Origin of the sequence: Jannaschia sp. S6380 (assembly GCF_023015695.1) — a bacterium.
GTDB lineage: Bacteria > Pseudomonadota > Alphaproteobacteria > Rhodobacterales > Rhodobacteraceae > Jannaschia.
This window is the reverse complement of the sequence record NZ_JALKAS010000002.1, coordinates 358,174-373,467: the sequence shown is the minus strand read 5'-3', so window position 1 is coordinate 373,467 and position 15,294 is coordinate 358,174. Positions and strand designations below refer to the sequence as shown.

Annotated in this window: 10 protein-coding genes and 1 pseudogene; 9 read left to right on the top strand and 2 right to left on the bottom strand. The window is 69.7% G+C overall.

Annotated features, from left to right (window positions below):
- Window positions 1-24: 24 nt before the first annotated feature.
- From tsaE to MWU52_RS14835, 8 genes and pseudogenes are all read left to right on the top strand, one after another.
- A complete protein-coding gene (gene tsaE, locus MWU52_RS14870; protein ID WP_246953622.1) occupies window positions 25-513 on the top strand; it encodes a tRNA (adenosine(37)-N6)-threonylcarbamoyltransferase complex ATPase subunit type 1 TsaE in 489 nt (162 codons plus the stop codon).
- Window positions 510-1,532: a phosphotransferase gene (locus MWU52_RS14865; protein WP_246953620.1), complete on the top strand. Its 1,023-nt coding sequence runs from the start codon at window positions 510-512 to the stop codon at window positions 1,530-1,532. Before tsaE ends, MWU52_RS14865 begins: the two co-directional genes overlap by 4 nt.
- Window positions 1,529-2,200, top strand: coding sequence for a nucleotidyltransferase family protein (locus tag MWU52_RS14860; protein WP_348645524.1), 672 nt, complete (start codon window positions 1,529-1,531; stop codon window positions 2,198-2,200). The genes MWU52_RS14865 and MWU52_RS14860 overlap by 4 nt, the downstream gene beginning before the upstream one ends.
- The gene (addB, locus tag MWU52_RS14855; protein WP_246953618.1) at window positions 2,200-5,145 is read left to right on the top strand and encodes a double-strand break repair protein AddB; all 2,946 of its coding nucleotides are present in this window, start codon (window positions 2,200-2,202) and stop codon (window positions 5,143-5,145) included. The genes MWU52_RS14860 and addB overlap by 1 nt, the downstream gene beginning before the upstream one ends.
- On the top strand, window positions 5,142-8,504 hold the full coding sequence (gene addA, locus MWU52_RS14850) for a double-strand break repair helicase AddA (protein ID WP_246953616.1): 3,363 nt from the start codon (window positions 5,142-5,144) through the stop codon (window positions 8,502-8,504). The genes addB and addA overlap by 4 nt, the downstream gene beginning before the upstream one ends.
- 39 nt (window positions 8,505-8,543) lie before the next feature.
- A pseudogene (trxA, locus tag MWU52_RS14845) lies at window positions 8,544-8,867 on the top strand (thioredoxin); the annotation flags it as partial.
- A 214-nt stretch (window positions 8,868-9,081) separates the two neighbouring features.
- Window positions 9,082-10,242 carry a hypothetical protein gene (locus MWU52_RS14840; protein ID WP_246953612.1) on the top strand — a complete coding sequence of 387 codons (1,161 nt, stop codon included), beginning with the start codon at window positions 9,082-9,084 and terminating at the stop codon, window positions 10,240-10,242.
- A 34-nt stretch (window positions 10,243-10,276) separates the two neighbouring features.
- Window positions 10,277-11,056, top strand: coding sequence for a hypothetical protein (locus tag MWU52_RS14835; protein WP_246953610.1), 780 nt, complete (start codon window positions 10,277-10,279; stop codon window positions 11,054-11,056).
- Window positions 11,057-11,160: 104 nt separating this feature from the next.
- On the opposite strand, the gene MWU52_RS14830 is transcribed toward MWU52_RS14835, so the two are convergent.
- Together MWU52_RS14830 and MWU52_RS14825 are read right to left on the bottom strand one after the other, a co-directional pair.
- On the bottom strand, window positions 11,161-12,495 hold the full coding sequence (locus MWU52_RS14830) for an ammonium transporter (protein ID WP_246953608.1): 1,335 nt from the start codon (window positions 12,493-12,495) through the stop codon (window positions 11,161-11,163).
- Window positions 12,496-12,521: 26 nt separating this feature from the next.
- On the bottom strand, window positions 12,522-12,860 hold the full coding sequence (locus MWU52_RS14825; RefSeq protein ID WP_246953606.1) for a P-II family nitrogen regulator: 339 nt from the start codon (window positions 12,858-12,860) through the stop codon (window positions 12,522-12,524).
- Between the two features lie 260 nt (window positions 12,861-13,120).
- Here MWU52_RS14825 and MWU52_RS14820 point away from each other — a divergent pair, with 260 nt between their 5' ends.
- Complete coding sequence (locus MWU52_RS14820) at window positions 13,121-15,274, top strand: PBP1A family penicillin-binding protein (RefSeq protein WP_246953605.1); 2,154 nt, start codon at window positions 13,121-13,123, stop codon at window positions 15,272-15,274.
- Window positions 15,275-15,294: the final 20 nt, after the last annotated feature.

The following is a 15,294-nucleotide window of genomic DNA, read 5'->3' as shown; positions in this document are numbered from 1 at the left end:
GGCGGCGGCGTCTAACTGCGCGCCATGACCGCCCCCGACCCGACGATCCGGCTGCCCGATCCTGCCGCCACCGACGCCTTCGCGCGGGCCCTCGCGCCGCTGGTCCGGGCGGGAGACACGCTCCTGCTGCAGGGACCCGTGGGTGCGGGAAAGACGGCCTTTGCACGCGCCCTGATCGGCGCCCTCCGCGCCGCGACGGGCCTTCCGCCCGAGGATGTCCCGTCGCCGACCTTCACACTTGTTCAAACCTACGACACGGGGCCCTTCCAGACCTGGCATGCCGATCTCTATCGCCTGACCGACCCGGCCGAGGTCCTGGAACTCGGCTTGGAGGAGGCGTTCCAGGATGCGCTGTGCCTGGTGGAATGGCCCGACCGGCTCGGCTCCGACGCGCCCGGCCAGGCCGTGACGCTAGCCTTCGATCCGCTACCCGACGGGACCCGGCTACTGTCGATCCGCGCGCCCGCCGGCATCCGCGCCCGGTTCGCCGCGGCCCTGGATCCCGCCGCATGAACGCGCGCGAACGACGGATCGCGGGGTTCCTCGCCGCGAACGGCTGGGCCGAGGCCTGCCGGCTCCCGCTCGCGGGCGACGCGTCGCTGCGGCGGTACGAACGGCTCAACACGGGCGACCGCCGCGCGATCCTGATGGACGCCCCGCCCGAGACGGGCGAGGACGTCCGTCCGTTTCTGGAAATGGCCGATTGGCTGACGGCGCGCGGCGCTTCCGCCCCCGCGATCCTCGCCGCCGACGCGGAGGCCGGCCTTCTGCTGCTGGAGGATCTGGGCGACGACCTGCTAGCGCGTCATGCCCGCGCGTTCCCCGAGGACGAGCCACACCTCTACGCCACCGCCGCCGAAACGCTGGCCGCGCTGCAGGACGCGCCGCCGCCCGACCGCCCCTCCTATATCGATGACATGCCCGAACTCGCGGCGACCGTTGTCGACTGGTACGCGCCCGACGCACGCGACCGCCGCGACGCGATCCGCGACGCGATGGCCGACATCGCCGCCCGCCACCTGACCGGGCCGCAGGTCTTCGTCCACCGCGACTACCACGCCGAGAATCTTCTCTGGCTGCCCGAACGGCGGGGAACCGGCCGCATCGGGCTGCTCGACTTCCAGGACGCGATGCGCGGACCTGGCGAATACGACCTCGCCTCGCTGATCCACGATCCGCGGCGGGACGTTTCGGCCGAAGCCGTCGATGCGGCCACCCGTGCCTATCTCGACCGCACCGGGGCGGCGGCCGAGGGCGTCGCGGCCCGGATCGCAATCTGTTCGGTCCAGCGCTCGCTGCGCATCATCGGCCGGGTTTTCACCCGGCTCTGCCTCCATTCCGGCCGGACGTCCTATCTGCGTTTCATTCCGCCGACCTGGGATACGCTGCAACGCGAACTGGCGCATCCCGCGCTTGCCTCCCTGCGCCGCGTGCTGGACGGGGCCTTACCGACACCGGATGCCGCGTGGTTGGCCGATACGGCATCGCGGGCGGGCACGCGCGACGGTCGCGATCACGCGGGGCCGGCGTGACGTCGGCGATGGTCTTCGCGGCCGGTCGCGGCACGCGGATGCGTCCGCTGACGGATGATCGACCGAAGGCGATGGTCCGCGTGGCCGGCCGCCCCCTGATCGATCATGCGCTGGACCAGGTCGCGACCTGCGCGCCCGTCGCGGTCAACGCGCATCACTTCGCGGACCGGCTGATCGCGCATCTGCACGGTCGCGACGTGGCGATCCTGCGCGAGACGCCGACGCTGCTGGAAACGGGCGGCGGTCTTCGCAATGCCCTTCCGGCGCTGGGGGCCGGACCGGTCCTGACGATGAACGCCGATGCAGCCTGGACGGGCCCGCGCGCTTGCGACACGCTCACGGCCGCGTGGGATCCCGCGCGGATGGACGGGCTTCTGCTGATGGTGCCGAAACACCGCGTCACCGGAAAGGCGGGCGACGATTTCACCCTCGGCCCGGACGGCAGGCTCAGCCGGGGGGCGTGCCGGATGACCTATACCGGCGCCGGCATCGTCAAGACCGACCTTCTGGGGGGCATCACCGAAGATGTTTTCTCGCTCTGGCGCATCTGGACGCCGATGCTGGCGGCGGGCACGCTCTTCGGTGTCGAGCATCCGGGTCGCTGGGCCGATGTCGGCGCGCCCGGCGCCATCGCCCCGGCCGAGGCGATGCTGGCCGCATACGCCTGATGCGGGGCCTCTATGGCGAACCCCTTGGCGTCGATTTCAGCCACAGCCTCGCCGCGGGCCTGCGCGCGCGCCTGCGGGATCATCCGCCCGAGGCGATGGCGCGCGTCACGCTTCTGGTGAACACGACGCGTCTCGCACGGCGTGTGGAGGCGGCGCTCATGGCCGGAGGACCGACGCTTCTGCCGCGGATCCGGCTCGTCTCCGATCTTGCTTCGCTGCTGCCGCCCGGGGCCGCGCCAGGCGCGACCGTGGGCCCGCTCGCGCTGCGTCTGCGGTTGACGCGGCTGGTGGCGACACTCCTTCGCGCGGCGCCGGATCTGTCGCCGGTCGCGGCCGCCTTCGACCTGGCCGGAAGCCTGGCCGACCTGCTGGCCGAGATGGAGGAGGAGGGACTGTCCTCCGACGGGCTCGACTGCATCGACGTGGGCGACCTGTCCCGGCATTGGGAGCAGAGCCGACAGTTCCTGCGGATCGCGACCGACTGGCTGGACGGCGCAGGCGACCTGACACCGGCCGGTGAAAACGCGCTGGCCCTGCAGACGCTCCTGACGCACTGGGGCCAAACACCGCCCGCGGATCCCGTGATCGTCGCCGGTTCCACGGCGTCCCGGGCCCCCACACGCCGCCTGATCGAAGCGGTCCTCGATCTTCCCCAGGGGGCGGTCGTGCTGCCGGGTCTCGACACGGACATGCCGGAACCGGCCTGGCAGGATCTGGTCGCCGGCGATGGGCCCGGGCGGCAGGACCATCCGCAATTCCGCCTGGCCGCCCTGCTTGCCACGCGCGGTGTTACACGTGCCGAGGTGCCGCGCTGGGAAGACACCCCGCCGGTGGCGCCCGACCGCAATCGGCTCGTCTCGCTGGCGCTGCGCCCGGCCCCGGCGACGGATGCCTGGCGCGAGGAAGGCCCCGCACTGGACGGCCTCGAGGAGGCCTGCGCCTCCATCACCCTTCTGGAGGCGCCCTCGCCCGGTGCCGAGGCCGCAGCAATCGCCTGCGGCCTGCGCGACGCGCTTCACCGCGGGGTCAGGTCCGCTCTCATCACGCCCGACCGGACGCTTGCCCGCCAAGTCGGCGCGCAGCTCGGCCGATGGGGAATCGTGCCCGACGATTCCGCCGGCCGTCCGCTCAACCAGTCGGCGCCGGGCCGGTTGATGCTGCACGTCGCGCAGATGCGCGGCAGGCGACCGGAGGCGGAGGCGCTGTCGATCCTTCTGGAACATCCGCTGACGCATTCGGGCGGCGACCGGGCGGACCACCTCGCCCACGCACGCGCGCTCGAAGTCGGGTTGCTCCGCCGGGAGCCGTTGCCCTTTCCGACCGCCGAGGCGGTCATGGCATGGGTCGACGACCCGAGCACCGCACTGACACCGGACGACTGGTCCGAATGGCTTTGCGGTCTGCTGGACCGGCTCGCCGCCGACCCGCCGACGGCCACCCTGGCCGAACATGCGACCCGGCATCTGAACCTCGTGGAATATCTGGCAGGCGGCCGGACGGCGGTGCCGGGGCCGCTCTGGGATGGCGACGCGGGCCGGGCCGTGCACCGGATCGTGAGGGACCTGATCGCCAACGCACCCGAACGCGGCGATGCGGCGCTGGATGCGCGCGAGTTCGCGCGTATCCTTCAGGGGCTGCTATCTTCCGAGGAGGTTCGCGACACCCATGCCAGCAATCCCGACGTCATGATCTGGGGCGCGATCGAGGCGCGGGCGCGGCATGCCGATCTGGTGATCCTCGGCGGGCTGAACGACGACGTCTGGCCCGGTCAGCCCGCCCCCGATCCATGGCTCAATCGGGCCATGCGCGCCGCCTGCGGGCTGCGGCTGCCCGAACGCCGGGTCGGCCTGTCGGCGCATGACTTCCAGCAGGCCGTCTCAGCGCCGGAAATCTGGCTCAGCCGGTCCCTGCGCGGGACCGAAGCAGAAACCGTCCCGTCGCGCTGGCTCAACCGGATCGAAGGACTGCTGGGCGGGATAGGTCCGCGCGGCCAAGCGGCCCTGCGCGACATGCGCGACCGCGGCCGTGCCTGGCTTGCGACTGCCGCCCGGCTCGACATGCCCGATGATCGCCATCCGACCCGGGCGGCCGTCCGGCCCGGACCGGTTCCCCCGGCCGGTGTCGCCCTGGACCGCATTTCCGTCACCGGGGTCGAGACGCTGATCCGCGACCCCTATGCGATCTATGCGCGCGACATCCTCGGGCTGCGGGCGATGCCCCCGCTGCGCCAGGGACCGGACGGGCGGGTGCGCGGATCGGCCGTGCACGACGCCATGGAGCGGTTCACCCGCGCCACCCCCGGCCCGCTGCCCAACGATGCGGCCGAACGCCTGCGCGCCGCCTTCGAGCGCGCGCTGGAGGACGGGGCACCCTGGCCCGGGGCGCGGCGCCTCTGGCTCGGTCGGTTCGGGCGCGTCATCCCCGATTTCCTAGTGGCGGAGGCGGCACGGCGCGCCCGCGGCACCCCGCTGCTAATCGAGGGGACCGGCCGCCTTGCCTTCGCGCGACCGCCGTTCACGCTGACCGCCCGCGCCGACAGGATGGACCTGCGCGACGACGGGGTCGCGATCTACGACTACAAGTCCGGCCCACCACCCTCGGAGGCGCAGCAGAAGCACTATGCCAAGCAGCTTCTGCTGGAAGCGATGATGGTGGTGGAAGGCGCCTTCCCCGACCTGCCCTTCCGCGAGGTGCGCGAAGTGGCCTATCTGCAGGTCGGCAACCGCTACGCCGAGATGGCGCCCAAGGATTTCGGCCCAGACCTGATCAACGCCACCCGCACCGGCCTGATCGAACTGATGGCGCACTATGCCGACGGGGCCCCTTTCGTCGCACGGCTCGCGCCGGACCTTCTGGCCTATGCCAGCGACTACGACCAGCTGTCGCGCTTCGGGGAATGGGATGACACGATCCCCGCCATCCGCATTCCGCTGGCGCGGTCATGACGACCGATTTCACCCCCGACGCCGCGACCCGGGCGCAGATCGCGGCCGCCGATCCCTCGGGCTCGGTCTGGCTGTCGGCGAATGCCGGGTCGGGCAAGACGCGGGTGCTGACCGACCGCGTCGCATGGCTCCTGCTCGAAGGAACGCCGCCCGAGCGGATCCTGTGCCTGACCTACACCAAGGCCGCGGCGGGCGAGATGCAGAATCGGCTCTTCGCCAGGCTGGGCGATTGGGCGATGCTGTCCGACGACGAACTCCGCGACCAGATCACCCGCCTGGGGGCGGGGCGCGGAACGATCCCCTCGGACCGGCTGCGGCATGCGCGCACCCTTTTCGCCCGCGCGATCGAGACGCCGGGCGGCCTGAAGATCCAGACGATCCACGCCTTCTGCGCCTCGCTGCTGCGGCGCTTCCCGCTGGAGGCCGGCGTGACTCCCGCCTTCGCCGAGATGGACGAGACCGCCACGGCACGCCTGCATGCCGAGGTTCTCGACAAGATGGGCGACGACCCCGCGACGCGCGGCCTGGTGGATGCGGTGGGCGCGCGCTTGTCGGACACCGAACCGGCCGCGTTCCTGTCCGCCGTCGGCCGGATGCGCGACGGCGCCCCGCCGCCGGACGAGGCGGAACTGCGCGCCGCACTGGGCATTCGCGACGCCGATCCGGCCGCCGTTCTGGCGGACGTGGCCGGGCCCGAGGCCGCGGCGCTGATCGACGCGTTCCTGGACGATGCGGCCGGGGCACCGGGCAAGGCGCTGGCCCAGGCCGCCGCCACGCTGGCGCCCGGGCGCGGGGCCCATCCGGCCGATCGCTTCGCCGCGATGTGCAAGGCGTGCCTGACGGCATCGGGCACACCCCGCAAGACCGGCAACTGGCCCAAGGCGGTCCGGGAGGGGACGCATGGCCCCCTGGTCGAGACGTTCGAGGCGTTGATTGCACGTGCCGAGGATGGCATCGCCCGGATCGGTGCCTTCGAGACGCTGGAGCAGACCCTCGTCCTGCATGCCTTCGCCCCCGAATTCGTCGAACGGGTCGAGACCCGAAAGCGGGCGCGCGGGTGGCTCGATTTCGACGACCAGATCGCGCGGACGCGACACCTGCTGTCGAGCTCGAGCCTCGCGCAATGGGTGCTGTTCAAGCTCGACGGCGGGATCGACCACATTCTGGTGGACGAGGCGCAGGACACCGCGCCCGACCAATGGCAGGTGATCGTCAGCCTGCTGGCCGAGTTCGCGGCCGGCGCGGGTGCGCGGCCCGACATCCGCCGCACCGCCTTCGTCGTGGGCGACCGGAAGCAGTCGATCTATGCATTCCAGGGCGCGGACCTCGCCGCCTTCGACCGCATGCGCGACCGGCTGACGGAGTTGTTCGCGCCCGGCCCCGCCCCGATGGCGGAGCGGGAGTTGCGGCATTCGTTCCGCTCCTCCCCGGTGATCCTCGATCTGGTCGACGCCGTTTTCGTCGACGACAGCGGGCTGGGCCCGCCGCCGCGCCACATCGCGTTCCAGGACAGGATGCCGGGCCGTATCGACCTCTGGCCCGCGCTCGAGACCGAAAAGGAGGACGTGCAGGACCGGCGATGGTACGATCCGGTCGACCGGCGGGGCCGGAAGGACGCGAATGTCGCCCTGGCCGGCCATATCGCCACCGCGATCGAGCGGATGATTGCGGATCGGGTCCCCGTCGGGCGCGGCACCGACCGGCGCGCGGTCGAGGCCGGCGACATCCTGATCCTGTTGCAGCGGCGGCGCGACCTGTTTCATCACATCGTCCGCGCCTGCAAGGCACGCGGGCTGGACCTGGCCGGCGCCGACAGGCTGCGCCTGTCCGACGACATGGCCGTCCGCGATTTGATCGCCACGCTGACCTGGGTGGCGACGCCGGCCGACGACCTGTCGCTGGCGACGGTTCTGCGCTCGCCGCTGGGCGCGACCGACGAGGCCGGCCTGTTCGCGCTGGCGCACAAGCGCGAGGGGCGGCTTTGGGACGCGCTGCGCATGCGGGGGAGCGACCCTGACACCCAGGCGATGCTTGCCGATCTGCTGGCCCATGCCGATTTCGAACGTCCCTACGAGTTGTTGCAGCGGATCCTCGTGGTCCATGACGGTCGTCGCCGGCTGCTGGCGCGGCTGGGCGCCGAGGCGGCGGAGGCGATCGACGCGCTGCTGGCGCAGGCGCTGGCCTACGAACAGCTGGAGGTCCCCAGCCTGACGGGGTTCCTGGGCTGGCTGGCCTCGGCCGATGTCGAGGTCAAGCGCCAGGGCGGAAAGGGGTCGATCCGGGTGATGACGGTGCATGGCGCCAAGGGACTGGAGGCGCCCGTCGTGATCCTGCCCGAGACGATGACGCGCCGCGCGCGCGCCCTTTCTGGCGTGTTCCGCCTGCCCGACGGTCCCCATGTCTGGGCCGCGCCCAAGGCCGGCTGGTCGCCTGCCCTTCACGCCGCCGACGAACGGGCCCGGCAGGCCGAGGCGGAGGAACGCGACCGTCTCCTCTATGTTGGGCTGACGCGGGCGGAGAACTGGTTGATCGTCGGCGCGGCGGGCACGACCGGCGAGGACCCGCGCGACAGCTGGCACGGCATGGTCGAGGCCGGGATGCAGGCCTGCGGCGCACGTCCGCATGAGTTCGACTGTGGCACGGGGTTGCGCCTGGAATTGGGCAACTGGTCGCCCGGAGCCCGCGTCGCACCCGGCGCCGTCGCGCCGCCGCCGGCCTTCGACTGGCATGAGCGTCCGGCCCCGCCGCCGGCCCGCGCGGCCCGGCGCCTGGCCCCGTCGACCCTGCCCGGCCCCAAGACCCTACCGGGCGAGGGCGACCGGGACGGCGAGGCGGCACGGCGCCATGGAACCGCGATCCACGCCTTGCTGGAACATTTGCCGGGTCTCGATCCGACGGACTGGGCGCGCGCGGCCCCCGACCTCCTGCGCCGATACGCCGATGCAATACACGAGGCCGAGATCCCCGCCCTGCTGGCCGAGGCGCGATCCGTGCTTCTGGCGCCCGAATTCGCGCATGTCTTCGCCCCCGGCACACTGGCCGAGCTGCCCTTCGCCCTGCCCGCCGAAGGCGTCCGGCCCGCCATCGTCGGCACGATCGACCGCGTCCTTTTGGACGGCGACACGGTCACGATCGTCGATTTCAAGTCCAACGTCGCGATCCCCGACGACCCGGCCCGCACGCCGTCCGGCATCCTGGCGCAGATGGGCGCCTATCGCCGCGCCGCAGAAACCATCTGGCCCGACCGCACCGTCCGCACGGCGATCCTGTGGACCAAGGCGCCCCTGCTGATGGATCTGCCGCACGATCTGGTGACCGGGGCCTGGGCCGCCATTGACCCGGCCGGGCCGCCTGCCTAGCTTCCGACTCCGCGCCCGTCGCAACATGCAGGAGAGTTTCCAATGGCCACCATCGCCGCCACCGACGCCACCTTCGACGAGGTCGTCAAGCAGTCCGACATCCCCGTCGTCGTCGATTTCTGGGCCGAATGGTGCGGACCCTGCAAGCAGATCGGCCCGGCGCTGGAAGAACTTTCGGCGGAGTATGACGGACGCATCAAGATCGTGAAGGTCAATGTCGACGAGAACCCCGCCGCGCCCGCGCAGATGGGTGTCCGCGGCATTCCGGCGCTGTTCATGTTCAAGGACGGCCAGGCGGTCGACCAGAAGATCGGCGCCGCGCCGAAATCGGCGCTGAAGGACTGGATCGACGGCGTCGTCTGACGCCCGATATCCGGACTGCCGGCATCGACGAACCTTCTGAATTCCAATGAGATACCCCCCCGGACGTTCGATCGTCCGGGGGTTTTTCGATCGACACTTGCCCACCGGAATTGCCCGTTGCGGCGCGATTCAACCACGGTTTCCCTCACTTGCCCGGATGCGCGCTGTGGTGCCCTATTCCTGAACACCGGCACGATCAGCTGAGGTTCATCAAATGACGTTCTCGATAGACGCCCCCGTCGGCACGATGCTGGGCATCGGTTATAACGAAGCGACATCCGACCTGCGGTCGGCGGCCGTGATCGGTGACATCGGCGTGGACGACGACAGCACCGGCAACCTGAACACCGATTTCCATTTCGGCATGGTGACGAGCGCCAGCCATCTGGCGAAGTCGATGGAGATTTCCGCCGGGGCGAGCGTGCGGACGCTGAGCTTCGGGGCCAGCGCGCAGGTCGATTTCCGCGAACGGGTCGCGGTGTCGAGCAAATCCACGAACGTGCTTCTGCGCATCGCCGTCCTGCGGCGGCCCCGGCGGCTAGTCAACGCGCGGCTGACGCAGGACGGGCATGACCTGCTGGCCTTCGTTCCGCCCAAATCCGAGCGATTCCACCAGAGGTTCGGCAGTCACTTCGTCCGCCAGATCGTATCGGGCGGCGTGTTCTATGCGGTGGCGCGGATCGAGTCGGAGAGCGAGGAGAAGCAGGAGGAACTGGGCGTCGACGTGTCGCTGCGCATCGGCAATGTCCTGGGCGGCTCCGTCAACTCGTCCAACGACTTCTCCGAGAGCTTCGACTCAAGCACCGACCGGATCGAGATGTTCATCATGGCGGTCGGCGGTTCCCCCCGACCGGTCTTCAACATCGACCAGCTGATGACAGAGATCAGCCTGTTCGAGCAGGATCTGAGCAATGGCGTGGCGGTTCCGATCACCGCCGAGATGGCGCCCTATGATCAGTTGGCGCTGCCCAATGACGACGTCAGCTTCGTGCAGGAGCAGGTGGCGCGCGTGTTCCTCGACGAACTGGCCGAGGACTTCATGAACCAGGTCGAACTGCGCAACGAAATTGATTTCGTCCTGCGCAACCGCAACGCCTTCAAACCCTTCAACGTCCAGAACTTTCGCGAGGGTCTGAACAAGTGCAACCGGAACCTCAACCGGATGGCCGCGGCCGCCGACAGTTGCGCGCGGGACCGGACGATGTGCGTGCTGCCGCAGGACATCGCGCCGCCATCCCTGGTTTTTCCGGACCGGCGGGAGATACGGACCAATCCGCCACGCCCGCCGGGGGATTTCCCCATCGGTCCGCCCGTGTTCGAAGCCCCCGGAACCGGCCAGGCGATCAATTTCGCGCATTTCGTCAATATCGGCTGACCGCCGGGTCCCCCTTTTTCAACGAGGTGACGTCATGAAAAGTGCGACAGACTTCCGCCCCGCGTTGCTGGCGCTGACGCTCGGCTGCGCCGCCCTCGCCTCCCCGGCCGCGGCCGCCTGCGACATCGCGGAATGCAATCCGCAGGTCTGCGATCCCTGGCGCCCGGCCTGGACGATCAACGACTTTCCGGCGCATCAGACGGACACCACGACGGCGCAGCGCGACGCGCTGGGCGACATCGCCCGACACGTTGCCGACAGCCAGGATGACGCCGATCCCCTCGTGTGCCTGCGACTGATCGGACACGCCTCCTCCTTCCGCGGGATCGGAGCGGACGAATACGACCGGCGCGCCATGGTCCGCGGCGAGACGGTGGCGGAGATGCTGACCGCGACGCTCGAAACCCATGGGCTCACGTCGTTCACCGTCGCGCGCGGGGACATCGACAATGACGATGCCTTCTGCGGCGAAGTGCTCGGCTCGGACATCACGCTGATCTTCGACGGGCGGGGTAATGCGTGTCCGCTGGTGGACAACATGGTGAACTCGTCCAGCGGCACGGCGCGGGCCAACCGGGCGGTGAACCGGCGGGTTTCGATCTATGCCCTGCGCGCGATGGCCCCGATAGAGCGGCCCGATGCGCCCGCGGGGCCGAGCCTGTGCAACGAGCCCCGGGCGATCTGCATCAATCGCCATGGCACGGCGGTCGAAGGCAAGGCTTGTTGGACGCCGGGCAATTTCTGGGAGAATCCGGACGACCTGCGCGACGAAGTTCGCCGGGGCGAGGCGGACCTGATCTGTGGTGAGATGTAGCCCGTGCGCTCGGCCTGCCGCAAGGTAGTGCGCCACCGAACAGGAAGACCCCCGGGCAATCGCTCGCCCGGGGGTTCGTATTGCGTGAGATCCGGCAACGCGCGTCAGCCGCGCGCGAATTCCGGGTAGGCCTCCATCCCCAGCTCGGCCATGTCGAGACCGTTGATCTCCGCCTCCTCGTCCACGCGGATGCCGCCCAGCGCCTTCAGGATCAGCCAGACCACGAGGCTGGCGATGAAGACGAAGGCGCCGATGGCGACGAAGCCCAGGATCTGCGTGCCGAAGGACGTGCCGTCGGTATAGACCGGCACCACCAGCGTGCCCCAGAAGCCGGCGATCAGGTGGACGGGGATCGCGCCGACCACGTCGTCGATCTTCATCCGGTCCAGCATCGGCACCGCGAAGACCACGATGATGCCGCCGACCGCCCCGATCCAGAGCGCGCCGAACAGGGTCGGGTCGAGCGGCCCCGCCGTGATCGAGACCAGGCCCGCCAGCGCACCGTTCAGCACCATCGTCAGGTCGACCTTATTGTAGATGATCTGCGTCATCAACAGCGCGGCGACCGCACCGGCGGCAGCGGCCATGTTGGTGTTGGCGAAGATCCGGCTGATGTCGGTGACGTCCCCGATCGTGCCCATGGCCAGCTGCGACGCGCCGTTGAAGCCGAACCATCCCAGCCACAGGATGAATGTGCCCAGCGTGGCGAGCGCGAGGTTGGAACCCGGCATCGGCACCACGCGCCCGTCCTTGGCGTACTTGCCCAGACGCGGCCCCAGGACGATGGCACCCGCCAATGCGGCGAAGCCACCGGCGGCATGGACGAGGGTGGATCCCGCGAAGTCCGAGAAGCCCGCTTCCGACAGCCAGCCGCCGCCCCACTGCCACGACGCCTCGATCGGGTAGATCAGCCCGGTCAGCACGACGATGAAGGCCAGGAACGGCCAGAGCTTGATCCGCTCGGCCAAGGTGCCCGACACGATCGACGCGGTGGTGGCGACGAACATCAGCTGGAAGAAGAAGTCCGATCCGACGGAGGCATATGTCACGTCGACCATGTCGGCCCCGGCGCCTACGGGCTCCAGCACGGCGGGCACGAAAAGCGCGCCCAGGTATCCGACCACGGTCCAGTCATCGCCGGGATACATGATCCCGTATCCGATCAGCCAGTACATGATCGCCGCGATCGAGAAGAGCGAGATGTTCTTGGTGAGCTGCATCGTCACGTTCTTCGACCGGACGAGCCCGGCTTCCAGCATGGCGAACCCTGCGGCCATCCAGAAGACGAGGAAGCCGCCCACCAGGAACAGCAGCGTGTTGAAGATATAGGCCGTGTCGGCATAGGTCGCGAATTCGGGCACGGCGACGTCCTGCGCCAGCGCCATGGTGGGCAGGATCGAAAGGGCCGCGGCGGACAGGCATGCGTTGCGGAGTTTCATGTGGTCAATTCCCCTGATGATGTGGATCAGATCGCGTCGTCGTTCAGCTCGCCGGTGCGGACGCGCACGGCCTGCTCGACGTCCAGGACGAAGATCTTGCCGTCGCCGATCTTGTCGGTCTTGGCGGTCGCGGCGATGGTCTCGACGACCTGGTCGGCCATCGTGGCGGGTACGACGATCTCCAGCTTGATCTTCGGGACGAAATTCACGGCGTATTCGGCGCCGCGGTAGATCTCGGTATGGCCGGACTGGCTGCCGAAGCCCTTGATCTCGGTGACCATCATGCCGCGCACGCCGAGATTGGTCAGCGCCTCGCGCACCTCCTCCAGCTTGAACGGCTTGATCGCTGCAATGATCAGTTTCACGTCATTCCCCTTCTTCCTGCGGCCCTGCGGACCGGATGGGGGAAGATCACGAAGGCGGCCCACGGGGCGCAATGCATAGGCGGGTTCCGGCTGCCGTCCGGACGCGGGTTGCCCCAATTTTCCTCCGATCGCGGCGACATGCCCGATTTTTAGACGCTGCCGGAATGCTGCATGTGCAAAGCAATCGATCCATGGGGTGCACATTCCCCCGCGCCTCACCTATCTTGACGCGCAAAACACCCCCCACGGGATGAGCAGTGATGGCCAAACCCACGAAGAAGCGCCTGGTGGCCGACAAGCGGCGGACGGCGCGTGCCCCGGCCAAGCGCACGGCGCCGAAGAAACGCACGCGGCGCGCGGCGCCGCGGCGCGGCTTGCTGGGCTGGATCCTGTGGCCGTTCCGGTTCGCATTGCGACTGGGCTGGGCGTTGGCCTGGCGCGGCGCGGTCGTGGTCGCGCTGATCCTGGCGGTGGCCACGGCCTGGAACTACACCCGCATTCCCGACATGGCGACGCTGGCCGACGGGCGCGCCCGCGGGTCGGTCACGCTGCAGGACCGCGAGGGGCGGACATTCGCGTGGCGCGGCGACAATTTCGGCGGGCTGATCACGATGGAGGGCGTCTCGCCGCATCTGGCCAACGCCGTCATCGCGTCCGAGGACAAGCGCTTCTACCGCCATCTGGGCATCAGTCCGCGCGGGATCGCGGGGGCGATGCGCACCAACCTGCGGGCCGGCCGGGGGCCATTCTCGGGCTCGGGCGGGTCGACGATCACGCAGCAGGTGGCGAAACTCCTGTGCCTGGGCAACGACTACGATCCGACCTCCGGCATGACCGAGGCGCAGTTCGAGGCGGATTGCCGGGCCGGCAGTGTCTGGCGCAAGCTGAAGGAGATCCCCTACGCCTTCGCGCTCGAGGCGAAGTTCTCCAAGGACGAAATCCTGTCGATCTACCTCAACCGCGCCTATCTGGGCGCGGGCGCGCGCGGGTTCGCCGCCGCGTCGCAGCGGTATTTCGGCAAGTCCGTCGCCCGGCTGGAGCCGACCGAGGCGGCCATGCTTTCGGGCCTGCTGCCGGCGCCGTCCTACTATGCGCCCACCAACAACCTGCAGCGCGCGCAGGACCGCGCCAGGACGGTGCTGGTGCTAATGCGCGACCAGGGCCTGCTCAACAGCGCGGAATTCACCCGCGCGATGGAGAACCCCGCCACGCTGTCGCCGGCCGCGCGCCAGGACACCGGCGGCTATTTTGCCGATTGGGTGATGTCGGACGGCCCCGATTTCCTGACCGGCGAGACGACCGAGGACGTGATCGTGCGCACCACGCTGGACCAGAGCATCCAGAAGGCCGCCGAACGCGCGTTGCGCCATGTGTTCGAGACCAAGGTCTCCCCGGGCTCGGAGGCGCAGGCCGCGATCGTGGTCATGTCCGCCGACGGGGCCGTGCGCGCCATGGTCGGGGGCCGCGACACGCGCGGCGGCGGCCAGTTCAACCGCGCCATCCAGGCCGTGCGGCAGACCGGGTCCAGCTTCAAGCCGTTCGTCTATGCCGCCGCGCTCGACCTTGGTTGGCGCTACAACTCGACGGTGCTGGACAGCGAACTGGCGATCGACGTGCCCGGTTCGGGCACCTATTCGCCCGACAACTACACCAACCAGTTCTACGGCGAAGTTTCGCTGACCGAGGCGCTGGCCCGCTCGCTCAACGCGGCGACCGTCCGCCTGTCCGAGAATGTCGGACGCGACGTCGTCCGCAACGTCGCCACGCAGTTCGGCATCGAAAGCGACCTGGCCGAAGGGCCGGCCCTGGCCCTGGGCGTCAGCGAGAGCACCCTGCTGGAGATGACCGGCGCCTATGCCGGCATCCTGAACGGCGGCACGAGCGTCACGCCCTATGGCCTGTCCTCGCTGACCCTGCGGGGCGAGAACACGCCGCTCTTGGACCATGACAGCGGCTTGGGCGAACGGGTCATCACCGACGACGCCGCCCGGCAACTGGTCTACATGATGTCGCGCGTCATCGCCGAGGGGACGGGAACCCGGGCGCAGCTGCCCGACGGGCGCCCGGCCGCCGGCAAGACCGGGACGACCCAGGCCGCGCGCGACGCGTGGTTCGTGGGCTTCACCGGCGACTATGTCGCGGGCGTCTGGATGGGCTACGACGACAACACGCCGCTGAAGGGCGTGACCGGCGGCGGTCTGCCGGCCGAGATCTGGCGCGAGACGATGACCCGCGTCCACGAGGGCACGCCGGTCACGCCGCTGCCGATGATCGAACCGGCCGCCACGCCGCGCCCCGATCCGCAACCGCAGGTCGCGCGCGAGCCGCAGCAGCGGCAGCGCCAGCACCGGGAGCCGGACATCGCCGAGCGCATCCTGATGGACGTCCTGGGCGGAATCTTCCGCCGCGATTGACCCGCGGCCCAAATAAGTCC